The following is a 23724-nucleotide window of genomic DNA, read 5'->3' on the forward strand; positions in this document are numbered from 1 at the left end:
TGGAAGAAATGGTATTATCCATGGATGTTGATTACTCATCAAAAACTTATTTAGAAAAGCTGGATGCCTATTGGCGTGCGACGAACTACATATCCGTAGGTCAACTGTACTTAAAAGATAATCCGTTGTTAAAGGAACCGTTGAAGGATGCAGATGTAAAAATTAAGCCTATCGGACACTGGGGAACCATTCCTGGCCAAAATTTTATTTATGCCCATTTGAATAGGGTCATTACTAAATATGACTTGAACATGTTCTACATTGAGGGGCCTGGTCATGGTGGTCAGGTTATGGTTTCAAATTCTTATCTGGACGGTAGTTACACGGAAATTTATCCGGAAATCACGCAAGATATTCCAGGGATGAAGAAATTGTTCAAACAATTCTCATTCCCAGGGGGCATTGCTTCTCATGCCGCCCCAGAAACACCTGGTTCTATCCATGAAGGCGGCGAGTTGGGTTATTCTCTTTCTCACGGTGTCGGTGCCATATTGGATAATCCGGATCTGATTTCGGCTGTTGTGATTGGTGATGGCGAGGCTGAAACTGGACCACTAGCTGCTTCATGGTTCTCCAACAGATTCATCAACCCGGTTACTGATGGTGCGGTTCTGCCGATCTTACACTTGAATGGTTTCAAAATCAGTAATCCAACGATCCTATCCCGTCAATCAAAAGAAGAAATTACCGCATACTTTAAAGGGATGGGTTGGGAACCGTTCTTTGTTGAAGGTGAAAATCCTGATCTTATGCATCCAGAAATGGCAAAGGTGCTGGATACTATCGTAGAAAGAATTGAAGCGATTCAAAAGAATGCACGTGAGAACAATGATCTTACTCGTCCGGTTTGGCCAATGCTGGTCTTCCGCTCTCCTAAGGGATGGACAGGTCCAAAGCAATGGGACGGTGTACCAAATGAAAATTCATTCCGCGCCCATCAGGTGCCAATTCCAGTGGACCAAAAAAATATGAAACACGCACCAGCGTTACTGGAGTGGTTAAATAGCTATAGACCGGAAGAATTATTTGACGACAATGGCCGTTTGAAAGCTGAAATTGCTGAGATTCTGCCTACAGGCGACCGACGTATGGGAATGAATCCTGTTACCAACGCCGGTAACCTCATTAAAGATTTGAAATTGCCAGATTATCGTAACTTTGCACTTGATAATGCTGTGCCAGGCCAAGTTATTGCACAAGATATGGCTGTGCTGGGTAAATACATGAAAGATGTAATCTCCCTTAATGAAGAGAACCGTAACTTTAGAATTTTCGGACCGGATGAAACGATGTCCAACCGTCTGGGACCTGTCTTTGAAGTAACTAAACGACAATGGCTGGATCAAATTAAAGAACCAAATGATGAGTTCCTCTCATCTTATGGACGTGTAATTGATTCTCAATTGTCTGAACATCAAGCAGAAGGCTTACTTGAAGGATATGTTTTGACTGGACGTCACGGTTTCTTTGCGAGTTATGAAGCTTTCTTGCGTGTAGTTGATTCTATGATTACTCAGCATTTTAAATGGCTGCGTAAAGCAACAGATCAAAGCTGGCGTGCAGATATCCCATCCTTAAATGTGGTGGCAACTTCAACTGTATTCCAACAAGACCACAATGGTTATACTCACCAAGATCCAGGTCTGTTAGGTCACTTGGCTGATAAGAAGCCTGAATTTATCCGTGAGTATTTACCTGCCGATGCGAACTCCTTGCTGGCTGTCTTTGACACCGTCTTAAATGACCGTCAAAAAATCAACCTGATCGTTTCATCCAAACATCCGCGTCCGCAATGGTTTAATGCAGATGAAGCACAGGAGCTGGTTGAAAAAGGCTTGAAGATCATTGACTGGGCAAGCACCGATCAAGGTGGAGAGCCGGATGTTGTTATTGCTTCTGCTGGTACAGAACCAACTATTGAAAGCTTAGCGGCAATCTCTATCCTGCATGAGAAACTTCCAGCACTTAAGATTAGATATATCAATGTGGTGGACTTATTGAGACTGAGAAGTCAAAAATTAGATCCTCGTGGTTTATCTGACGAAGAGTTTGATCAATTTTTCACAAAGGACAAACCGGTTATTTTCGCCTTCCACGGGTATGAAGGTCTGATTAAAGACTTGTTCTTTGATCGTCATAACCATAACCTTCACGTACACGGGTACCGTGAGAATGGTGATATCACAACACCTTTCGATATGCGTGTCTTGAATCAAATGGACCGTTTTGATCTAGCGAAGGAAGTTGTGCTGAGCTTGCCTGATGGGGATAAGCATAAAGCCATCGCAGATGAAATGGACGCTATCGTGAAGAAGCATCACCAGTTCATTCGTGAAGAAGGTATTGATCTGCCAGAAGTAGAGAACTGGGTATGGAAGCCATTGAAATAAGCATAGCCAGTACCATAGGAAGTAATGAAAAAGACACCCTTAGGGGTGTCTTTTTTGTGTTGTCCAAGTAACTATATAAAACAATTATAGTCATTCTTTCATCTTTACCACTGTAAATATATGTGAGTAAATAGGATGGATAATGAAAGGGGAGAAATGTATGCCACATATTGATAAACTTCCCAAGTCTATAGAAATGCAGCTTACGGAACAACCGTTATTTCACTTTGTATCTGATTTAATGAAAGATGGACAATTCGGTGAGCAGTGGCTTGTATTGACTGAGAAGGAGCTTTCCGTTTGGGGGACGGATGGGAAATTGGTGTCGAAGCTATTTGTTTCGAGCATAACCGATTCCCGAGTTGTAGGCGGGGTAGGCGGCGGTTCGTTGCTTGTCGATACTAAAGAGGGTCCAATGATTCTTATACGTTATACCGCATCACTTACTTCTATATTTGGATTTGCGTCTAAATTAATTGCTGCTGTAGCTAAAGGGGAGGAGCGGCCAACGGCTTCTGAAAAAGAATTTCCAAGACATTGCCCAAAGTGCCGCAATCCGCTTCCGGACGATTCTCAAGCTTGTCCGGTATGTAAAAGTAATGGCAAGGTTCTGTTTCGGATGCTAAGTTACGCTAAGCCGTATAAAATCCAAATGATCGCAGCAGCGATTATGTTGATTTTCACTACATTGGTAGAGCTTGTTCCACCTTTTTTGACGAAGATGATTGTTGATAACGTGTTAACAAAAAAGGACATGGGCTCAACGCTTCTGTGGATAGTCATTGGGCTTGCTGCCACATCTCTGGTGGTTACGCTAATGCAGACTGTACGTGGACTTATCGGGGTATGGATTGGTTCCAAAATTATGGGTGATCTGCGTCATGATGTGTATCATTCCTTGATGAAATTGTCGTTATCTTTCTTCGATCGAAGACAGTCTTCGCAATTCATTGGACGGGTGAATAATGACTCTGAGGCGATGCGGCAATTCATGACAGATGGCGTGATATGGGTCTCTGGCGAATCCTTGAGGGTAATCGCAATCTTCGCGATTATGTTTAGTATGGATTGGAAGCTAACACTGCTAGCCATGCTACCTATGCCGCTCATGGTCGTACTATCGACTGTATTATGGCCAATGATTGGCAGACGGTGGTACCAGCAGTGGAGATCTATTTTTAGACTAAACGCTTTGGTTGGCGATTCTTTGCAGGGGATTCGTGTGGTTAAAGCATTTGGTCAGGAAACTACGGAAATGTCACGTTATACTGTCGCCAATAAGGAATTGGTACGGCACAATATCCGGATTGAAGGCTTGTGGCAGGGAATGTTTCCCGCCTTTGCGTTAGTTGCTGGCGTAGGTACGCTATTAATTTGGTATTATGGCGGCAGAACGGTGCTTGATGGACAGTTATCTATTGGTACACTAATCGCTTTGGTGACTTACCTCGGGATGCTCCTCGGACCTTTGCAGTGGGTAAGTCAAATGATTAATTGGGCCAGTCATGCGATTTCAGCTGCAGATCGGGTATTCGAAATTATGGATACACCATCCGATGTGCCTGATACTACGAACCCAGCGGATATTGGTCGTGTCAGTGGTGAGGTAGAGTTTAAACAGGTCACTTATGGATACGAAAAGCATCATCCTGTGCTCAAGAACGTGGATTTAAAAGTGGGTGCAGGAGAAATGATCGGTCTGGTTGGGCATTCAGGTGCTGGGAAGTCGACCTTCATCAACATGATTTGCCGATTCTATGACACAGACGAGGGGACCATCACCATCGATGGGGTGGATATCCGAAATATTAGCCAGTCTGTCCTTCGGAGTCAGATCGGTGTAGTGCTGCAGGAGACATTTCTGTTCGACGGCACGATTGCTGAGAATATCGCTTATTCTAAACCGGAGGCTACAGAGCTGGAAATTATGCGTGCTGCTAAAATTGCCAATGCACATGACTTCATCGTTCAGCTACCTGATGGCTATGACACAAGGGTAGGAGAACGTGGGCATAAGTTATCCGGAGGGGAGAAGCAGCGAGTGTCTATTGCCCGAGCAATAATTCACGATCCGCGGATTCTAATTCTGGACGAAGCAACGGCTTCTGTAGATACAGTGACTGAGCGGCAAATTCAAGAAGCGATTTCGCGTCTGGTCAAAGGCAGAACGACATTCGCCATTGCTCATCGCTTGTCCACTTTAAGAAATGCCAATCGGCTCGTCGTGCTGGAACGCGGTAAGATTATTGAAGTGGGTACGCATGAAGAATTGCTAGCAGTAGAAGGGGCTTACTTCAAACTGGTCGAAGCACAGAAAGAAATGTCCCAGATCAAGGGGGTAGAAGTGCATGAGTGATCCAATCAGCGTCAGTGGTGAATTGAATGCTAAAGATAAGGATCCCTATGAAATTAATATTTTCGAACCGGGTGCGATCTCCTTTAGTCGTAGTCAAGGCGGGGTATTTCAAGGCGTAGTGGAAGGTAAGGTTTATGAAGAACTAATTCTTTTTCGTATCTTTCCTTTTCAATACAACACCCAGTATATTTCTGTACGTAACTCTAAGAGTGAGGAGATCGGTGTCATTCGTGACATTGATCAGCTGGATGAGGAAAGTCGCGGGGAAGTGGACAAAGAATTGCAGCTGCGATACTTTTTACCGGTTGTGACCCGAATTGATTCCATCAAACAGAAGGCAGATATGTGGATTTGGGAGCTGCAGACGAATCTGGGTCAGACCCGTATCGTGATGCGTAACCTGCATGAGCATATGCAATACCCAAGCCTTCATCGAATCATTCTGACTGACGTTAACGGAAAAAGATGCGAAATTCGTGATTATTCCACTTTGGATGCTCAGAGTCGGAACAAGCTGAAAGACGTTTTATAGTGGAAGAAGGAAAGTGCTTGGTAGTTTATACTACTGAGCACTTTTTTGATCGGTGTAAACATCCGAGGTTATCCCTCCTTTTGTGATGAGGAAACGCATTGGATTGGAGCAAATTTGTCACTAAACTTCCAGTATATGTGGTAATATATTACAACTAGATGATTACTATATGGGAGGTATGTGAGTGAAGCATAAATGGATGAACTCGCCGTACACCTTTGCTTTAGGGATGTTTGCGATGATGGTTCCCAGTCAGGCTTTTAGTTCTTTTTACAGTTATTTTTATGTGGAGAAATTGGGCTTGGGCATTGGACTTGCTACACTGGCCAGAACAATCTTTCTGATCTGGGATGCGGTGAATAATCCGCTGTTTGGATACTGGTCAGACCGCACAAATACCCGCTATGGTCGGCGTAGACCCTGGGTGTTCGGCTCGATTCCGCTGTTTATGCTGGCGTTTGTGCTGGTATTCTCTCCTCCTGGCGGTTTATCCGAGAATGGACTCTTCACTTGGTTTCTAGTGACGCTTATTTTCTATGAGGCTGTCGCTACGGTCTTGTGGGTGAACTATGGCGCACTGCTTCCGGAGCTCTTCCGTGGAGATCGTATTCGGGCAAAAGCCTCGGCGATTCAGCAAGGCTATCAAGTGGTTGCTCTGTTAATCGGTACGGCTCTAACGCCAATCCTTTTCGCAGCAATTAACTTCTCAAATATGGCTATTGTGTATGCCTGTGTTTTCGGTGTGTTTATGTTCTTATGTATGATGAATGTCCAAGAGAAGAAAGAGACTACTAAGACCGAACCTTTGAAGCTCATTCCTGCTTTTCGGGAGACGATTCGGAATAAAAAGTTCTGGGTGTTTAATATTTCGAATTCTTTTGCCCAAACGGTTAATGGGCTTGTAAGCTCGATGATTCCCTTTTATGCAAAATATGTTCTACATATTTCAGAAGCACAGGTGTCTATTATGCTCGCGGCTGTCTTTGTCTCAGTCATTCCATTAGTGTTCGTGTGGTATTGGATTATTCGTAAGATGGATGGGGTCAAGGCATGGCGGCTATCGCTTATCCTATATGCTTTATCTGTCATTCCGCTATGGTTCGGGTATGATCTCGTGAGTGGTGTGGCCGCTGGCATTGTTGTCGGCTTCGGACTAGCAGGGTTTCTAGTAACCCCGGCGATCGTAGGTGGCAAAATCATTGATGAAGATGCAGAGAAGACAGGGCTGAGAAGAGAGGGTATCTATACTGCAGTAAGCGGATTCATCACTCGTTCAAGCGGATTAATCTCGGCGCTGGCCTTTTTTATTGTAGGGATGATCTTTGGTTATAAGGGTGGCGATGATCCAGGGTCTGATCCAGAAGCAACGTTCCGGTATTTAATAAGCGTGGTACCGTTATGTCTGCTAGCGATATCTGTTGTCATATCTTTTACTATTAAATTTACATTTACGGGGCAATTGAGAGGTGATGCTGACAATGAGCAGAAGATTAATCATCAATTGTGATGATTTTGGGCAAAGCCCTGCTATGAATCAGGCGATTATGCATCTATTAGAAGAGGGAAAAGTTTCTTCAGCGACGATCATGGCGGTGGCCCCTGGATTCGAGGAGGCAGCTAGATGGTGTAGCCGTAGGCAACAACGAAATGTGGGCCTTCATTTGACGATGACTAGTGAGTTTGAGGCTTTACGCTGGAGCAGCCTGACGGGGGACTCTTCACTACATGACGATGGCGGGCATCAATATAAGACGGTAAAAGAGTTTGAGCAGGGGGCACAGACAAAAGCTGTGCTGAAGGAGATTGTTGCTCAGTATGAGAGAGTGAAACAATCCGGAATAGTGATTAGTCATGTAGACAACCATATGGGAAGTTTATATGGCATGGAAACGGGACGCAGTTTGCTACCGCAGACGCTGTGGAGAATTTCGCGCTGGGGGTTGCCGTCAAGATTCTTCCGATACATCCATGCAGAAGATCCTCTTCTGGGATCGCTGAAAAATATTGAACGTCCTGTTGCACTTGGATCCGGGCTGGCCGATACATTTGGAGTCCCGATTCCTGATTACTTGTTGTCGCATCCTTTTGGTGTGGAAGAGGGTGAGACGTACGATAGCTTCAAACAATCCATTATCGCCAAGATGTATTCGCTACCTGATGGTGTTAGTGAAACCTATATTCATCCCGGAATAGACGATCAGTGGATGCTTGCAAATATACCACATTGGGAGAAGCGAGTCTGGGAATACCGTCTACCTTTTGATGATGATTTTACCTATGCGATTCGTGATGCTAATGTTGAATTGACGGACTATCGTTATGTACAGGAGCATTTAAAGCGCCCACGGGTAAAATCTGCGGGAAGGCTTTTGAAGAATCTGATAAGTTCATGAGGATAAATAAAAAGACACCTTGAGGGGTGTCTTTTGACTATCCCATTAAACCCTTCAGTCCATTCAAGAATGGGGAAATCGATTTAATCATATTGTAGCCCATTTTCACAACCGGCATTGTTCTTTGGATCATCCCTACGAAGCCCATAATTCTACCGAATCCTGAAGCGCCTGAACCTGCAGCCTCGGCAGCCCCCGCAGCTCCTCCTCCCATTCCGAACAGTGAGCCAAATAACGGCATGAGTCCAGATACATTCGCCTTCTGGCGGGAGTGAGTGTGTCTTTTTGACTTTCTATTTTTACTTTTATTTTTACGTGGTTTGGACAGGGTCAATCCATCCTTATCGAGGCCAGTTATCCATCCTACATACGTGCGTCCATCATGAAGCGTAACACACACGGGTCTACCCTTGAGCTGTTCAGCTCGCTTGCGAATCTTTGCTCTGTTTGACATACGTGGATCACCTCATTGGTCTATTTAATTCTATATTACTCAGATATTCTGGTGTTGCTTGTGCTGGTTCATCATAAATTGGAAAAGAAAGTCCAAAAAATTGATGAAGAGAGGCTGTACATAAATATCCATCTCAGACTGGGACAATGCTAAGGTCATCGATTTTCATTTGGGATCTTATATTTGAGGGAATGGCTTGAAAGAGGACAATAGATAGATTAAAAGGAAAAAAAGGTGTTCTTCCGCTTATAAAACCCGAATACCAATTAGCATGGGGGTGGGAGGATGTTATCTGCATGGATTGGGAGTATTACTTTTGCGGGAGCGGTGATTCTTTACATATTACTGTCTTTAGGATTACCTTATGGTGAATTTGCAATGGGTGGCAAACATAGAATCATGCCCTCACAGATGAGGATTGCGTGTGCGATCTCAGTTGTTATACAACTGATTGCAATCTTCTACTTACTGCAGGCAGGTCATGTGATTTCAATTGGTTTACCGTTTGATAGGGGCATATGTTATTTTTTCGCAGTCTATTTAATTCTCAATACCGTTATGAATTTATTATCGGACAGTAAAAAAGAAAGACTTGTGATGACACCCTTATCTTTAGTCACTGCTATTTGTTTTGGGCTTACAGCTATCATGCGTGGGTCTTGAGAAAGATATCATGAGACCAGGATTCGACGCATCTAGACTTTAAATTAGTGATTATTTTAGGACGCATCTGTATAAGATGTGTTTTTTTGTATGTCTAGAGACTCTTGATCTATTAAATTAAAACATGACTTAGGTCTTTCTTCACACGTTAATAAATTTAACATAGTTTTAAATTGATTTTACAATACTATGCTTTTTCGTTACATCTGTGTGATATAATATCACAGAAACTATGTAAAAATGATAGGGAGGACTTATAATTTATGGGATGGAAGACACGATGGAACAAGCCACTCGCTTCTGTACTGGCAACTGCAGTGCTTTCTTTGCAGGTGTTTGGAGGAATTGGTTTGGGTGCGACTTGGGGTACAGACAAAGCTGAAGCAGCATCCTCAGCTACAGCCAAGCTCCGGTTAATGAGTACCACAGACGTGCACACCAATGTCTACGGCTGGGACTACTTTAAGAATGCGGCCTCTACAACTGTAGGGCTCGATCGAACAGCTACGTTAGTTACTTATGCTAGAAGCGAATATCCTCTTAATAATCTTCTACTCGATAACGGGGATCTGATTCAAGGTACACCACTGGGGACTTACATTGCAAACGAAAGTAAACTGATGGAATCAGAGACCAAGCTACACCCTATGATTGCGGCTATGAATATTATGGAATATGATGTTGCCACTTTTGGTAATCATGAATTTAACTATGGGCTGGAATTCTTAAATCGTACTATTAAAGGCTATAGTAATAATCCATTGACTGGTGCTGATTTCCCTTATGTAAATGCCAATATATATATTGATGATAAAGATGGTAATCCAGACAATGACAAAAATGCTTTCGACCCTTATGTCATTATCAAAAAAACAATAATGGACAGTGATGATCAACCTCAGGTAGTTAAGGTTGGTATACTAGGCCTTGTGACCCCTCAAATCATGGAGTGGGACAAGGTTAATCTGGAAGGTCGAGTTATTGCTAAGGATATTGCAGAAACTGCAGCGAAATTTGTTCCTGCCATGAAGAACGAGGGAGCCGATGTTATCGTAGCAATGGCGCACACCGGCTTCGATGCAACTGCAGTTGCGGGTACTGATGCAGAGAATGCTATCAATCTGTTAAGTAAAGTTGATGGTATTGATGCGATTACCTTCTCGCACACTCACAAGGTGTTTCCGACAGGTAATAATGATTCCCTTGATGCTTCTTTCAAGGATCCATTAACAGGACAGCCGTATAATAGTCCTCAATCTGTTGTTGATAATGTTTATGGCCACATTAATGGTACTCCAGCTGTGCAAGCAGGTTATGGCGGGGGTTACTTGGGTCTGATTGATCTTAATCTGGTGCAGGAAGGCGGCAAATGGACAGTCGATAAAAAGAACTCTAAAGCTTCGACCCGCTCCATAGCCAATGCTAAACCGGATGCTGTTGTTGATGCTGCTGTGGCAGCAGATCACCAAGCTACTATTGACTATACAGGTCAAGAGCTAGGCGTTACTACTGCTCCGATGAACAGCTATTTTGCAATGGTTCAGGACGATCCTACCGTGCAAATTGTGACCAATGCCCAGAAGTGGTATGTGGAGAAGTATATTGAAAACAACCTTCCACAGTATAAAAATCTTCCGATTCTCAGTGTAGGTGCTCCTTTTAAGGCTGGACGTAACGGCCCTTCGGAGTACACGAGTATTGAAAAAGGTCCGTTGACTATCCGCAGTGCAAGTGACTTGTACCTGTATGACAACACGCTAAAAGCTATTAAAGTTAAAGGCTCTGTTGTTAAGGAATGGGTTGAAATGAGTGCGGGTGCGTTTAATACCATCGATGAGAAGAGCACGGCTCCACAAAGCTTGCTAAATGGAGATTTTGCGGTTTATAACTTCGATATTATTGATGGTATTAAGTACACTATTGATGTAACTAAGCCTGCGAAATATAATCCTAACGGTACAATTAAGAATGCTTCATCCAGTCGTGTGAAGCAAATTACGTATAAAGGTAAAACTTTGGATCAGAACCAAGATTTCATTGTTGTGACTAACAACTACCGCGCAAGTGGCGGGGGCAATTTCCCGGGTGTGAAAGGTTCAGAGATGTTGGTGGATTCACAAGATGAGAATCGCCAGATCCTCATGGACTACATCAGAGAAGTAGGTACCATTGATCCTTCTGCGGATGGGAACTGGTCTTTGGCCCCTATCTCGGACGATGTGAATATCACCTTTACTTCTTCACCAGAAGCGGCAAAAGTTACGCCAGCCAACATTACGGATACTGGTGCAAAAGATATTAAGGGATTTAGTATTTATAAATTGGCTCTCCCGGTTAAGGATGTAGAAGTTCACCTTCTGGGAATCAATGATTTCCACGGCCAACTGGATACAGTTTCTACAGTAAGTAACAAGAATGTGGGAACGGCTGCTATTCTTGCAACTTACCTAAAAGAAGCACGGGCTAAATACGACAATGCTCTGCTCTTTCATAACGGAGATTCCGTAGGTGCATCTGCTCCGGTATCCTCGCTTGAACGCGATGAGCCGACGATTGAGTGGATGAACATGATGGGATTTGATGTAGGTTCCCTGGGTAACCATGAATTTGACCAAGGTGTCGATGCACTGATGACGCAGCTTTATGGCGGTGTGGATCCTAAGGACGGCAATGTTACCCACAAGGGTACCAATTTTGACTATGTTAATGCCAATGCGGTAGATGCGACAACCCGCGAGCCGATCATTAAACCTTATGTAATTAAAGAAGTGGGCGGTGTGAAGATCGGATTTATTGGTCTGGTAACGAAGGCTACACCAGGCAAAGTTTCACCTTCCGGTACCGCTGGCGTATATTTCCTCACACCTGAGGAGGAAGTAGCGGCTGTTGAGAAATATGCGAAGGAGCTTCAAGCTAAAGGCGTAGAGACGATTATCGTGCTTGCGCATGATCCAGCTTCTACTAAAGACGGGGTAACTACAGGTGAGGCAGCTGATCTAGCCAACGCACTTCCTGCAAATTCCCCTGTTGACGTTATTGTTGCTGGTGATAACCATGCGCTGGCAAACGGAACAGTAAACGGTAAGTTGATTGTACAAGCCTACTCTTACGGTACAGCATTTGAAGATATTAAGCTGATCATTGATCCTAAAACAGGTCATGTGAAGGAGAAGTCTGCTGTAGTGACCTCCACCTTCCATGACGGCGTAACACCGGATCCGGAAAGTGTGGCACTGGTTAATACTTACCTTGAGAAGCATCCTGAACTTACTCAACCAGTGGGTACAACAAACGGAACTATCACTCGTACCGATGCTTACAACAATGAGGCTGCACTTGGTAACCTGATCGCTGACGCTATGCGTACTGCTGATTTCGGCGATGGCGCTAAGGCTGCTGATTTCGCCTTTATGAATCCGGGTGGTATCCGTGCGGATCTTCCAAAAGGCCCTGTAACCTTCGGCGATCTGGCGAAAATTCAGCCATTCGGTAATACGCTTGTGAAGCTGACGCTGACTGGAGCGCAAATCAAAACGTTGCTGCAACAGCAATGGAATGTAAAAGCTGATGGAACACCCGATATCAAAACGCTGCAAATTTCTGGACTGAAATATACAGCGAATATGTATCTTCCGGTAGCAGATCGCATTGCCAATCTCACGCTAACTAATGGAACACCAATTAATCCTACACAGAAATATACGGCTGTAGTGAATAACTTTATGGCTGCGGGCGGGGATAACTACAAGGTTCTGACTCAAGCTAGTGATTCATTGGCTGGACCTATTGATTTGGACGTATTCTACGACTATATTGTGAGCACGTTTAATAGAAAAGAGATTAAAGCAGCTGTTGAAGGTCGGATTGTTAACAATTTGAAGGAAGTAACTCCAACGCCGACACCTAGTCCAACAGCAACGCCAACAACAGCACCAACAACAGCACCAACAACAGCACCAACAACAGCACCAACAACAGCACCAACAACAGCACCAACAACAGCACCAACAACAGCACCAACAACAGCACCAACAACAGCACCAACAACGGCACCAACAACAGCACCAAAACCAACAGCAACGCCAGCGCCATCAACAGCACCAACAGCAACGCCAGCACCAACTACTGCTCCAGCAGCAAACTTCAAAGATCTGGGTAAGGTAGTATGGGCGCAAGAAGCTGTTCAAGCATTGGCTGCTAAGGGCATTATAAAAGGATTGGATGCAAATAGTTTTGCGCCAACCAAAACAGTGACTAGAGCAGAGTTTATTACAATGCTGGTACGCGCACTGAATCTGACGGGTTCGGCAACAACCAGTTCATTCAGCGATGTTAAACAAGGAGTTTGGTACACGGATTCTATCGCTATTGCGGTGAAGGCCGGGATTGTACAAGGGTCTGGTGATGGTAAGTTCGAACCGGGTCGTCAAGTGACCCGAGAAGAGATGGCTATTATGATTGCTAATGCATTGAAGGATAAACTACAGCCGATTGATAAGAATGCAGCGCTGGGCAAGTTTGCAGACAAGTCCAGTATTGCTCCTTACGCTCAGGACGCTATAGCACAACTGACCCAATTGGGGATCGTTAACGGTGTTGAAGGTGGCAAATTTGCACCTAAGGGCATAGCTAACCGTGCTCAAGCGGCAGTCATTATCTACCGTATGCTTGAACAAGCTTCATAACCCGATAGTTCTTCTGAAAAAGTGTATCGATGATCCCAAATAGGGACTCGGTACACTTTTTCTTTTTACATTAGGTATTGCCCTTTGTGCTAATATATGATAATTTAGTTCTGCACTGCATGTTTCTTTTATATTTTGTGCGGTCGTGGCGGAATTGGCAGACGCGCACGGTTCAGGTCCGTGTGGGTTAATCCCCGTGGAGGTTCGAGTCCTCTCGACCGCATACCTAAGTGCATATAAACTAGCTATACTTTTGAATTGCTCTTCAACCTGAAGAGCCTTTTTCTATTTATAAGGATATTTCAAGTTTGGATAACTCTAATATAAAAGAAGTGAAGCGAAGATGGAACCTAATGTAAATGTCAATACGAAGCGAAGTGTGCGGTTTCTTGAAAAGTATTTTTCAGGAGAATCGTTAGATTATCGCCATATGATTGCTTTATTCATTCCTATTCTGGTAGATCAGGCCTTTATAGTGGGGCTTAATCTAGTGAATACAGCCATGATCAGCTCGTCCGGTGTGGCAGCTATCAGTGCGGTGAACATGATCGATTCCCTTAATCTTTTTCTCATTAGTGTGTTTATCGCGGTATCAACAGGTGGTACGGTTGTCGTAGCGCAGTACAAAGGAAGCGGTAATAGTCTTATGGTGTCAAAAGCCACCGCAGGTGCCACCTCGTCGGTTTCCCTTATGGCTTTTGTTATTGGTATGTTTGGTATTCTTTTTCACAATCCGTTGTTGAACTTACTATTTGGAGCGGCTTCGCCAGAGGTAATGCACAACGCCCGAATCTATTTGATTGGGAGCTGTATCTCCTATCTTGGAATAGCTGTGGTAGAGGCAGTGTGTGGTGCCCTTCGGGGAATCGGAAGGACGAGAGCCTCGCTTGCACTATCGCTCATTATGAATTTAGTTTACGTCCTCTTGAATCTCGTATTTATTAACCTTTTGCATATGGGTGTTCTAGGGATGACTATTTCTATAAATATAGCTCGATATTTGGGCGCGATATGCGCTCTGTATTATCTGTTCCGGATGGACAATGAACTGCATATTCGAATTCGTGACTTACTGGTGGTTCAATTCTCCATGCTCAAAAAAATAATGTTCATCGGTATGCCGTTTGCGGCGGAGCAGATGTTCTTTAATGGTGGTAAGATTCTGACGCAAGTCTTTATCGTCAGTCTCGGTACTTACGCGCTTGCTACAAACGCTATTGCCTCTTCCTTTGCGGGGATTATGCAAATTCCGGGCAATGCGCTGTCTTTGACGATTATTACAGTGGTCGGACAATGTATGGGAAGCAATAATGTTAAGGATGCCCGGAAATTTATTAAATCGTTTCTCGTAGCCTCTTCCCTTTCCTTTGTGGTGATGGGATTGTTAGTTATGCCTTTCTTCCATCCGCTAGTTTCGATGTTCCATCCACCTGCGGAGATCGTGAGAGATATCTTTATAATTGTACTTATCAATACAATCGTACAAATACCACTGTGGTCTATTAGCTTCATAACACCATCAGCGCTTAGAGCAGCAGGAGATTCCAAGTTTACATCCATGGTGTCTATGCTGAGTATGTGGTTGTTCCGCGTAGTACTCGGGTATATCTTAGGTATTGTTCTGGATTTCGGTCTACTTGGGGTTTGGTTAGCTATGAACTGTGAGTGGGGAATTAGAGGATTCATATTTCTACGGCGTTTCATGGGTAAGAAGTGGGTTCAGCATCGTGTTATATAGTAAAAGTAAAAGACACCCCAAAGGGTGTCTTTTTGTTTGCCATGCATGTAGTGTTATTCTTTGATCTGTGAGAACAAATCATTCAAAGCCTCGCTCATTGTAGGGTGAGTAAAGATATGATCTCTCAAAAAGGTGAAATCTTGCCCTGTTTGAATAGCCATACTCACGATATTAATCACTTCACTGGATTCCGCACAGAACAATGTAGCTCCGAGAATTTTATTGGTTTTTGCATCCACAATAGCTTTTAGAAAGCCTTCAGTTTCGTTAATTAAGCGGGCACGTGGAATAGCTGCTGAAGGCAACTTCGCGACTTTAATTTCAAGTCCTTGTTCGGTAGCTGCTTCTTCACTAATTCCTACTCTGGATAGTGGAGGATCTATAAATACGCTGTACGGAACAGCGTCACGGTCATTTGTGGTATGGGAATGATCGCCGAAGAGATCATTTCGTACGATTCTATAATCGTCTAAAGATATATAGGTAAACTGTAATCCGCCTTTGACATCGCCAAGAGCCCATATATGGGGAACGGAGGTTTTTAGGGAAGGGTCCACCTTAATAGCACCCCGATCTGTAACTTCTACACCGGCTGTTTCTAGATTTAATCCCTCAATGTTTGGTTTTCTACCTGTCGCAACCAGTACAGCATCGACTTTCAATTCGTGAATAGCGCCATCTATCGAAAAGGAGATAACTGTTCCATCTTTAACATCCTTCAGTCCTATAACCTTTGCCTTCAGTTTGACCTCAATGTTCTTCTTGGTAAAGGTTTGGAGGACGGCGTCCGCGACATCGCGGTCTTCTTTAGGCATGAATTTTGAGGAACCCTCCAGCACCGTAACCTGTGAGCCGAATTGACTGTAGATCGAAGCGAATTCCAAACCAATATAACCACCACCAATGATGGCTAGTTTCGTTGGGAGCTCCTTAAGATCCATAATGGACGTGCTGGTATAAACGAACTTACTATCTTGTATCCCGTCAATCGTTGGAATGATGGTCTCAGCACCCGTATTAATGAAAATTTTGTCGGCGGTTAAGATTTTTGTCTCACCGGCTTCCTTCACTTGAACTTCGTGATCTGATAAGAAGGAAGCTTCACCATTGATAACTTCTATATTCTCGTTCTGATTTAGATTATCGAAATTTTTCTGGCGTAGAGTTGAAACGAGTTGATCCTTGTTATGGACTGCTTCTTTATAATCTTTACCTTGATGTGCTTGGTAAGCTAAGGATTTGGTAGGGATGCAGGCGATGTTAATGCAGGTTCCACCGTACATTTCCTTAGAGCGTTCAATCACGGCTACTTTCCATTTTCGATTAGCTAGTTCTGTGGCAAGGGTCTTTCCGCCTTTACCGAAACCAATAATAATAGCGTCGAACTTGTTCATTTTAATACCTCCGGGTCACACAGGATGTTATGAATTATTCGTAATAGCATGTTGCTTTATTATTACCCTAATTCCGAAGGCCATTAAACGAAAGAGGTTTGAAGACAAAAAAGAGATCTCCTATAAAGGAAATCTCTTGATAATCAACATGATAGCGTATAAATTAACGTAATTTAATCGATCCGCCATCGGCCATGATTGTTTGACCCGTAATATAGTCAGAATCCTCGCTCGCTAGGAATACTGCAACACGACCGATATCACTTTCCAGCTCGCCCAGTCTTCTCAAAGGAATCTTCGAAATCATGCTCTGGTAGTACTCTGGGTTTGCTTCTGCCCATCGAATCATACCGCGAATGGCTTCTTTAGCAGCCGCATACGAGCAGCTTGTATGAAATAGAAGGTAGGATAGAATCCGGTTAGCTGTCTAGGTAGGAGAGAGTACAGGGAATCCCATGGTGATCACTGCACCGCCATCCTTACGGTTCCCCGCTGTAATCAGACCTCCGGAGCGCTCTACAATCGCACGGGAGATGGCAAGTCCTAGTCCCGATTCGCCATCTTTTCCTTTAACAAATCGGTGGAACAGGTATGGAAGCAGGTCTTCTGAAATGCCAGGGCCATCATCGCTAACTGAGAGTAGAACCTGGTCATCCTTAACCGAAGCATGAATGTAGATATGCTGATTAGCATAACGAGTTGCATTGGAAACCACATTAAGCAGTGCCTGCAATAGCTTATCTCTATCGGCACGGACCGTAAGCGGCTCGCAATCATCGTAGGATACATGCAGGGTCAGCCCTTTTTTCATCAAAAGAGGGTTCATGCGTTCAATGGTTTCTACGATTATATCGTCCAGTGAGAGCTCGCTAGTTCTAAATATATTCTCCTCACTATCCAGCTTCGCAAGCAGGGTCATTTCCGTAACGAGTTTCTTCAGACGACTACTCTCGCTCATAATGATATCCAGGCCCTTATCGATCGCTTCCCCCTCGAATACACCATCCTTAATGCCTTCAGCATAACCAGAGATGGACATCAGTGGGGTCTTTAATTCGTGAGAGGCATTCTGAAAAAATTGCTTCTGTACGTGGTTAAATCGATTCAATTCACCAGCCATGTCATATACCGACTTAGCAACAGCACCAATCTCTCCACCAGCCTTGATCAGCTTAACCTCTGAGAAGTGGCGCTCTTTTACTTTTTTCAGTTCTTGCTGCAGCTTCATTAGAGGCTGGATTAGTTTTTTCGTGATAAACAGGCCAAATAGGAGCATAAATGCCCCTGCAGCACCGAAAACGATTAGCAGTCTTTTGAACAGAGCTTGTTCAATGCTTGTTACTGCGCTCATAGGTGTAAGCAGAGTTAGCGTGCCTATTGGCGTAGCCTTCACTTCTGTTATATATCTTGCATCTGTTCCATTCCAAATATTCTGGAGGTCAGAGGCTTGACCAGCGACAAACTGCGCATTGGATTTTACTGCGACGGAACTCATACTCGATGAGGTGGACAATACTTTTCCTGTCTCATCACTAAGGATAGCCTCGACGCTTGCAGTGCCTACAGAAGAAGGCATGATCACGGGCAACGCACGGAGTTCAGTCTCAAAGTCGCCACTGTATGTGCTCCCCTCAACTATAGTGGCTGACATGGCAGAGCTAATGGTTCGCAGTTCCGCCTTTTGTGTTCCGACAAAATGATTAAGCAGCACAAAATGGATCACGACAGCGGTAATAGACAGGAGCAGTACCAATACAACGCTAAAGGCTAAATTAATCTGATGCGCTAGCTTCATCGATCTCCACTCCCTCCTCAATACGCATACGATAGCCATGTCCCCATACGGCTTCAATCGGCAGCAGATCTAGCTTTTTTCGCATCCGTTTAATTAAATGGTCTACGGCACGGTCGCTTCCGAAATAGTCATCTCCCCACACATGGGTAAGCAGCTCATCTCTTGTAAATGCGCGGTTGGGAGAGGCTGCGAATACTTTTAGGAGGGTGAATTCTTTACTGGTGAGTTCAATCTCTTTCCCATGCCAGAACACACGTCTTTCATCCAATAATAGCTGTAGATGAGTAACCTCAATATGCGTAGGTGTGAGGGGGTTACTACTTGCAGGTTCTATTTGGGTACTCATTTTATACCACCGTTGTAGCTGGCGTTTAATGCGAGCAACTAGCTCCCGAGGGCTAAATGGCTTGACTAGATAATCATCACTGCCTAGCTCTAAACCTAAAATTTTATCCACTTCATTATCCCTTGCGGAGATCATAATAATCGGCACTTCGGCTTCATTGCGAATCCGCCGACAAAATTCGTACCCGTCCATGCCGGGCAGCATAACGTCGAGTACCCACATATCCGGTGGGCTTGTCTGCCATAAGGTCCATGCTTCTTCAGCGCTGCCAAGACCAATCGTGCGGTAATTTTCTTTTTGTAAATAAGCTTCTACAAGATTACGTATATGTTGATCATCATCTACTACGGCAATGAGATAGTTGGTATTCATTTAGTTAACCTCCAGATTATTCTTCTGCAATTATATCAATCCAGAGGGGAGTAGAGGGGGCTGCCATCGTTTTTCCACAAATTAACCAATGTTATGCCACACCGATTTTGTAAGCTTGGACTTGTAAGATCATTTGAATCGACGAGGAGTGTTGTATTTATGAATCAACAGATGATATTTAAAAAGTTAGCGTTATCCGCCCTACTGGTATCCGCAGTTGCTGCACCGACCGCAGCGAACGCAGCTAGCGGAGCTCAGGATCAAAGTGGAAAAACAACGGCTGCAGCGGTGGTTACTCCAGCAACTAAGGGAACAATTGCTACTCAAGTAACAATCTTCGATTGGGTAGATCCCCTTGAACTGGCTAAAACATATGCACCTAGTACTCTAGAAGACTGGAAGAAGACCTTGGATCAATATTACAAGGCTGCTGGATTTAGTGTAACCGCGGTTTCCGAGCTAGTACCTTCTGAGCAGGCAGAAGGGGTTGTGTTCTCGAAAAATATTGCATCAGCCGAAGCGCTGCCCGTGAGTTATATTGAAGCTGGTCGCAATGTTGAGGTATTGCCTAATGATGAGAAGATGGGGAGTGTCGTCTCTACTTCTATTAAAGGTGTAGCTGCAATTGCAGCAGTAGAAGTGAGTGAAGCTACAATTTCAATTCAAGAGTTTAGCGAGGCTGATAAAGCCTTTTTCAAAGCCCAAGAGGATCTGAATAGTGCTGCTAAAACCAAAGATGCCACTGTGATTAAGGAAGCTTTAGCTAAGCTGCTGGATCAATATAAAGAGAAAATCGAAGCATTTGAAACAGCTAAGTAACAGCGATTAACGCGGCTGGATACAGAGCAGAGAGAGTGAAAAGGGAAGAACAAAAGACACCTCGAGGGGTGTCTTTTTTTACGTAAATGTAAGGATCGATCGAAGGTGTACTATAGCAGGTTTTCTCTAGTCCAGCCCAATCTCACCCTTTACTTGAAGCTTTGCCTTCTTACGCCAGTTGACTCCGATCACCCCGGCGATGATCATCACCGTGCCGGTCCAATGATACCATTCCAGCTGTTCATTCAGCAGAAGCACGCCGCCAAGAATAGAGACAACCGTCGAAAGACTGCCGAAGATGCTCACGCGTGAAGCCTCCATTCGGGATAAAGCGTAGTTGGAGAGGAAGGAGGTCACGAGGGATGAGAGTACGCCGAGATAGATCATGGAGAATATGAACTTAGGCTCCTGAAAAGGTGTGAAATATTGATTCAAGGTTCCTGCTGAACCATGCTTAATGATTGATAGACCATTGAAAAATATAAATCCGAATAAAGTAATCATATAAGTGAGCTCTTTCGGACTCCAAGTTCGTGTCAGCTTTCGGGCCGCAACATTATAGCCGGCAAGGGATAGCGCTGAGATTAGGATGAGTAAGACGCCCCAGAGACTAGAGGAAGAAATACTCACACCTGGTATGGCAAAGATAAGAATGATACCTGCAACCGAGATTAAGGTGGAGATCTTTTGGAAGCCGCTTGTAGTTTCCTTTAAGAACATTGCCGCCAAAATAATGGTGAAGATGGGCATGGTCGCCTGAATAATACCCGCTACAGCTGATGTTGTATGCAGAAGTCCAAAGGCTTGGAGCGTAAAGTACAACGCTGGGTATAGTAGAGCAAGTGGGATGACCACTGCTGCCTTGGATATTCCAAACTTCACCCGCCCCCACCCTGGAAAAGTAAATAACGAAGCGGCGAGAAAAGATAACGTGAAACGATGAGCTAATGTATCGAATGGGTCCGAGACGGTTAGTGCCATTTTTACAAATATAAAAGAAAACCCGACAATAACAGCATTCAAGACAGCAGCTACTATCGCTTTTTGAGTAGAAGATATATTCATCAGTAAGACCTCCAAAGTGTTGCGCGCATTTAGGACCGGTCCTGTTATGTTCTTTATTCTAAGGCTAGAATAGCTGTGCTACAATGAAATTATTGTTCATCTGTACCGGTACAAAATAGACTCGGAGGAGGGTGAAGGAGATATATAAGTATTCGGAATTAATTAATGATCTGGAATTACAAATCGCAGAAGACACGTACCGAGAGGGTGACAAGCTGCCCTCTATTCGGGAGCTGGCACTGCGTTATGATTGCAATAAGAGCACAGTTATTCGTGCACTCCAAGACCTTCAAGATAAACATTTAATCTACGCTGCTTCAAAGAGCGGATATTATGTTATGAAACGAAGTGGGGAGCGGAAAGAAGAAGGTGCGCACTGGATTGATTTTGCGGCATCTGCACCGGACCCGGATATTTTCCCGTATCTGGATTTTCAACATTGTATTAATAAAGCGATTGATATGTACCGTAAGGATTTGTTTATCTATGGAACGCCGCAGGGGCTGCCGTCTCTTATCCGTGAAATGCAGCGACAACTGGCCTCTTACCAGGTGTTTGCTGATCCGAAGCAGATTTTCATCACCTCTGGCGTGCAGCAAGCGCTTGGGCTCTTGACCCGGATTCCTTTTCCGAATGGCAGGGAGCGTGTGCTGATTGAACAGCCGAGTTACCCGTTATTTATGGAGTATTTGAAGACGTACGGCATCGAGACCGAGGGAATACAGCGTTCGGATGACGGGGTGGATTTGAATGAATTAGAGCGTTTATTTAAAACAGGCGAGTTCAAGTTCTTCTATACCGTTCCGCGGTTTCATAACCCGCTCGGTGTTTCCTATACTCGTAATCAGAAGAAGGCGATTGCGCAGCTTGCAGCTACATACGATGTGTATATCGTAGAGGATGACTACATGGCAGATTTAGAACAGGATGCTAAGCAAGATCCGATCTATGCCTATGACAATACTTCACATGTTATCTATTTAAAAAGCTTCTCCAAGATCATATTCCCAGGTCTGCGCGTTGGTGTGGCCGTACTTCCCGAGGTGCTCTGTGAGTCCTTTAACCGATTCAAAAGACTGATGGATATAGATAGCTCTATGCTGTCCCAAGCTGCTCTGGAGCTGTATTTAAAAAGCGGGATGTTTGAGCGTCACCGTAAAAAGATGCGTTCCTGCTACGGAAAAAGGTCCATGCTCCTCCATGATTCGATCGAGAGGGAGGTAAATGCTGCCTCTGAACAGTATTATTCCTATCGTCCTGCCAGTCAGTTAGGTGTGCATACATATCTGAAATTGGCGGATAACCTTAGAGCAGAGCAAATAATCAAACGGCTGCAAAAAAAGTCTATTCGAGTGGAGATGGCGGATAGCGGTTACCTGCCCTATTTTGCTAAAAAAGAGAGAATCCTAAAGCTTAACGTATCTAGTGTAAAAGAGCCTGACATTCCCTCTGGTATTGAACAGGTCATTCGAGAAATAAGATGAAGTAGCGGTAATAGAGACTATGACTAACTTTGGAGGAAAAATAAAAAAGCCTGCTAATGTAGCAGGCTTAAGGGGATGCGTTATATGAACTTCTAATCTTTCTCTGGCAATGGATATGGATGATTTCTCTTACTGATCTTCTACTATCTCTGACTGCCAGCCTAACTGTCTGCACATCTCGCTCATTTTGCGGATATTAAGTCTGGCTTCAATCTTGGTTAAGCCCAGTCTCATCGAAGTATCCGCAGCCCAGCGAAGTAAGTACACCAAGGTGTCAGCCTGCGCTTCTTTAGCTGCATAATCTAATAGTACAAGGGTATTGTCCACAACACCTGCGCGTACATATCCCCAGTAGCTGCCATCAAATTGCTGTATAGTAAACAACTCGCGATCCTCTATAACTCCAACCTCTTCTAGCGGACTTTCCAGATGCTCCAGCCACTCTTTTTCAGAAGTGAAATGCAGTGTATATTGCGGAATATTCCACTCGGTAGTCTGGGTCGCGAGGTCGGTAAGCTGCTTGTTATTTTCTAAAGGAACCCATTTTTCCACGGGATGATCTAACGCTGCCGGAACGTCTACAACGATTTTCCAAGGTCTGTAGTTTACTTCTACGCCAATGGACCCTAGGATCTCAGGTACGCCGACACTTTCCAAACCTCTTTGCTTGGCGATCCGAATAAGTGCTCTCAAGGCATCCGGTGAACCCTTTGCGACATCATTACTATGCATGACTACAATGGTTCCATTTTCAAGTGTAGGTTCAACTCTGGCAACGATCTCGTCTGCAGAAATACCTGACCAATCTCCGCAATCAACGCCTTCAATATCCAGATAACCGCCCCATTCTGTCAGCCAATCCAGATTCTCTTCCCGGAATGAGCAGTATGGAAAACGCATGAAATTTGGAGACGGAAGACCTGTTGCGTCCTGATATGCCAGCTCGGTCAGCTTCAACTGCTCTAAGAATACGGCCTTTGGCACTTGGGCCATTCGCCGGTGATGATACGTATGCGGAGCAAGTACATGACCACGGGAGAGGATTAATCTCGCCTTATCTGGGTGCTGATCCATCCATTCCCCAGTGAAGAAAAAGGTGCCTACAGCCCCTTCCTCCTCCAAAACATCAAGCCACAATTCAACGGGAAGTTGGGAAGGTCCATCATCAAATGTAAATGCGCATAGTGCTTGGTTGATATCGCCTTTCCAAACCGCTTTAGCTGACATATTGACGCCTC

At 44.3% G+C, this 23724-nt stretch carries 16 protein-coding genes, 1 tRNA gene and 1 pseudogene; 11 read left to right on the forward strand and 7 right to left on the reverse strand.

The genetic code is table 11. From position 1 onward, the window contains the following. Window positions 1–8 precede the first annotated feature (8 nt). The 5 genes from ACN6MV_RS01205 to ACN6MV_RS01225 all read left to right on the forward strand — a co-directional run bounded on the left by ACN6MV_RS01205 (window position 9) and on the right by ACN6MV_RS01225 (window position 7671). Window positions 9–2390 carry a phosphoketolase gene (locus ACN6MV_RS01205; RefSeq protein ID WP_197069731.1) on the forward strand — a complete coding sequence of 794 codons (2382 nt, stop codon included), beginning with the start codon at window positions 9–11 and terminating at the stop codon, window positions 2388–2390. 160 nt (window positions 2391–2550) lie between these two features. Continuing rightward, window positions 2551–4746: an ABC transporter ATP-binding protein gene (locus ACN6MV_RS01210; protein WP_419885548.1), complete on the forward strand. Its 2196-nt coding sequence runs from the start codon at window positions 2551–2553 to the stop codon at window positions 4744–4746. Continuing rightward, a complete protein-coding gene (locus tag ACN6MV_RS01215) occupies window positions 4739–5278 on the forward strand; it encodes a DUF1854 domain-containing protein (RefSeq protein WP_419885549.1) in 540 nt (179 codons plus the stop codon). Before ACN6MV_RS01210 ends, ACN6MV_RS01215 begins: the two co-directional genes overlap by 8 nt. 184 nt (window positions 5279–5462) lie before the next feature. Then, a complete protein-coding gene (locus ACN6MV_RS01220; RefSeq protein ID WP_339288800.1) occupies window positions 5463–6785 on the forward strand; it encodes an MFS transporter in 1323 nt (440 codons plus the stop codon). Further along, complete coding sequence (locus ACN6MV_RS01225) at window positions 6757–7671, forward strand: polysaccharide deacetylase family protein (protein WP_339288801.1); 915 nt, start codon at window positions 6757–6759, stop codon at window positions 7669–7671. Before ACN6MV_RS01220 ends, ACN6MV_RS01225 begins: the two co-directional genes overlap by 29 nt. 37 nt (window positions 7672–7708) lie before the next feature. Here the strand turns inward: ACN6MV_RS01225 and ACN6MV_RS01230 are convergent, their stop codons facing one another. Beyond that, a complete protein-coding gene (locus tag ACN6MV_RS01230) occupies window positions 7709–8125 on the reverse strand; it encodes a hypothetical protein (RefSeq protein WP_042123381.1) in 417 nt (138 codons plus the stop codon). A 285-nt stretch (window positions 8126–8410) separates the two neighbouring features. Here ACN6MV_RS01230 and ACN6MV_RS01235 point away from each other — a divergent pair, with 285 nt between their 5' ends. The 4 genes from ACN6MV_RS01235 to ACN6MV_RS01250 all read left to right on the forward strand — a co-directional run bounded on the left by ACN6MV_RS01235 (window position 8411) and on the right by ACN6MV_RS01250 (window position 15211). Continuing rightward, the gene (locus tag ACN6MV_RS01235) at window positions 8411–8788 is read left to right on the forward strand and encodes a hypothetical protein (protein ID WP_419885550.1); all 378 of its coding nucleotides are present in this window, start codon (window positions 8411–8413) and stop codon (window positions 8786–8788) included. A 263-nt stretch (window positions 8789–9051) separates the two neighbouring features. Then, window positions 9052–13473, forward strand: a complete 4422-nt coding sequence (locus ACN6MV_RS01240; protein ID WP_419885551.1) for a bifunctional 2',3'-cyclic-nucleotide 2'-phosphodiesterase/3'-nucleotidase — start codon at window positions 9052–9054, stop codon at window positions 13471–13473. A 139-nt stretch (window positions 13474–13612) separates the two neighbouring features. Beyond that, a tRNA-Leu gene (locus ACN6MV_RS01245) sits at window positions 13613–13696 on the forward strand. A 120-nt stretch (window positions 13697–13816) separates the two neighbouring features. Beyond that, the gene (locus ACN6MV_RS01250; protein ID WP_042123388.1) at window positions 13817–15211 is read left to right on the forward strand and encodes an MATE family efflux transporter; all 1395 of its coding nucleotides are present in this window, start codon (window positions 13817–13819) and stop codon (window positions 15209–15211) included. A 53-nt stretch (window positions 15212–15264) separates the two neighbouring features. Here ACN6MV_RS01250 and ACN6MV_RS01255 read toward each other — a convergent pair whose 3' ends face one another. From ACN6MV_RS01255 to ACN6MV_RS01270, 4 genes and pseudogenes are all read right to left on the reverse strand, one after another. Further along, window positions 15265–16605 (reverse strand): FAD-dependent oxidoreductase, encoded by a 1341-nt coding sequence (locus tag ACN6MV_RS01255; protein WP_419885552.1) that lies wholly within the window; start codon window positions 16603–16605, stop codon window positions 15265–15267. A gap of 163 nt (window positions 16606–16768) precedes the next feature. Next, window positions 16769–17025: pseudogene (locus tag ACN6MV_RS01260) on the reverse strand (SDR family oxidoreductase); the annotation flags it as partial. Between the two features lie 7 nt (window positions 17026–17032). Then, window positions 17033–18400: a sensor histidine kinase gene (locus tag ACN6MV_RS01265; protein ID WP_419885553.1), complete on the reverse strand. Its 1368-nt coding sequence runs from the start codon at window positions 18398–18400 to the stop codon at window positions 17033–17035. Next, window positions 18378–19118: a response regulator transcription factor gene (locus ACN6MV_RS01270; RefSeq protein ID WP_419885554.1), complete on the reverse strand. Its 741-nt coding sequence runs from the start codon at window positions 19116–19118 to the stop codon at window positions 18378–18380. Before ACN6MV_RS01270 ends, ACN6MV_RS01265 begins: the two co-directional genes overlap by 23 nt. A gap of 159 nt (window positions 19119–19277) precedes the next feature. Here ACN6MV_RS01270 and ACN6MV_RS01275 point away from each other — a divergent pair, with 159 nt between their 5' ends. Next, window positions 19278–19937 (forward strand): hypothetical protein, encoded by a 660-nt coding sequence (locus ACN6MV_RS01275; RefSeq protein ID WP_042123397.1) that lies wholly within the window; start codon window positions 19278–19280, stop codon window positions 19935–19937. Window positions 19938–20063: 126 nt separating this feature from the next. Here ACN6MV_RS01275 and ACN6MV_RS01280 read toward each other — a convergent pair whose 3' ends face one another. Then, complete coding sequence (locus tag ACN6MV_RS01280; protein ID WP_042123399.1) at window positions 20064–21002, reverse strand: DMT family transporter; 939 nt, start codon at window positions 21000–21002, stop codon at window positions 20064–20066. Window positions 21003–21142: 140 nt separating this feature from the next. Between ACN6MV_RS01280 and ACN6MV_RS01285 the strand changes: the two genes are divergently transcribed. Then, window positions 21143–22486, forward strand: a complete 1344-nt coding sequence (locus ACN6MV_RS01285; RefSeq protein ID WP_076116894.1) for a PLP-dependent aminotransferase family protein — start codon at window positions 21143–21145, stop codon at window positions 22484–22486. Window positions 22487–22615: 129 nt separating this feature from the next. Here ACN6MV_RS01285 and ACN6MV_RS01290 read toward each other — a convergent pair whose 3' ends face one another. Continuing rightward, entirely contained in the window at window positions 22616–23713 is a 1098-nt protein-coding gene (locus ACN6MV_RS01290; RefSeq protein WP_042123402.1) for a polysaccharide deacetylase family protein, read from the reverse strand. Between the last annotated feature and the right edge of the window lie 11 nt (window positions 23714–23724).

The sequence above is a fragment of the Paenibacillus sp. B-A-8 genome (assembly GCF_048572915.1).
In the GTDB taxonomy this organism is placed as follows: Bacteria; Bacillota; Bacilli; order Paenibacillales; family Paenibacillaceae; genus Paenibacillus_AQ.

Coding starts and splice junctions, on each gene's coding strand:
- ACN6MV_RS01265 (WP_419885553.1), bottom strand. CDS start 18,400: ATGAAGCTAGCGCATCAGATTAATTTAGCCTTTAGCGTTGTATTGGTA.
- ACN6MV_RS01290 (WP_042123402.1), bottom strand. CDS start 23,713: ATGTCAGCTAAAGCGGTTTGGAAAGGCGATATCAACCAAGCACTATGC.
- ACN6MV_RS01210 (WP_419885548.1), top strand. CDS start 2,551: ATGCCACATATTGATAAACTTCCCAAGTCTATAGAAATGCAGCTTACG.
- ACN6MV_RS01225 (WP_339288801.1), top strand. CDS start 6,757: ATGAGCAGAAGATTAATCATCAATTGTGATGATTTTGGGCAAAGCCCT.
- ACN6MV_RS01280 (WP_042123399.1), bottom strand. CDS start 21,002: ATGAATATATCTTCTACTCAAAAAGCGATAGTAGCTGCTGTCTTGAAT.
- ACN6MV_RS01235 (WP_419885550.1), top strand. CDS start 8,411: ATGTTATCTGCATGGATTGGGAGTATTACTTTTGCGGGAGCGGTGATT.
- ACN6MV_RS01240 (WP_419885551.1), top strand. CDS start 9,052: ATGGGATGGAAGACACGATGGAACAAGCCACTCGCTTCTGTACTGGCA.
- ACN6MV_RS01215 (WP_419885549.1), top strand. CDS start 4,739: ATGAGTGATCCAATCAGCGTCAGTGGTGAATTGAATGCTAAAGATAAG.
- ACN6MV_RS01230 (WP_042123381.1), bottom strand. CDS start 8,125: ATGTCAAACAGAGCAAAGATTCGCAAGCGAGCTGAACAGCTCAAGGGT.
- ACN6MV_RS01275 (WP_042123397.1), top strand. CDS start 19,278: ATGAATCAACAGATGATATTTAAAAAGTTAGCGTTATCCGCCCTACTG.
- ACN6MV_RS01270 (WP_419885554.1), bottom strand. CDS start 19,118: ATGAATACCAACTATCTCATTGCCGTAGTAGATGATGATCAACATATA.
- ACN6MV_RS01205 (WP_197069731.1), top strand. CDS start 9: ATGGTATTATCCATGGATGTTGATTACTCATCAAAAACTTATTTAGAA.
- ACN6MV_RS01250 (WP_042123388.1), top strand. CDS start 13,817: ATGGAACCTAATGTAAATGTCAATACGAAGCGAAGTGTGCGGTTTCTT.
- ACN6MV_RS01255 (WP_419885552.1), bottom strand. CDS start 16,605: ATGAACAAGTTCGACGCTATTATTATTGGTTTCGGTAAAGGCGGAAAG.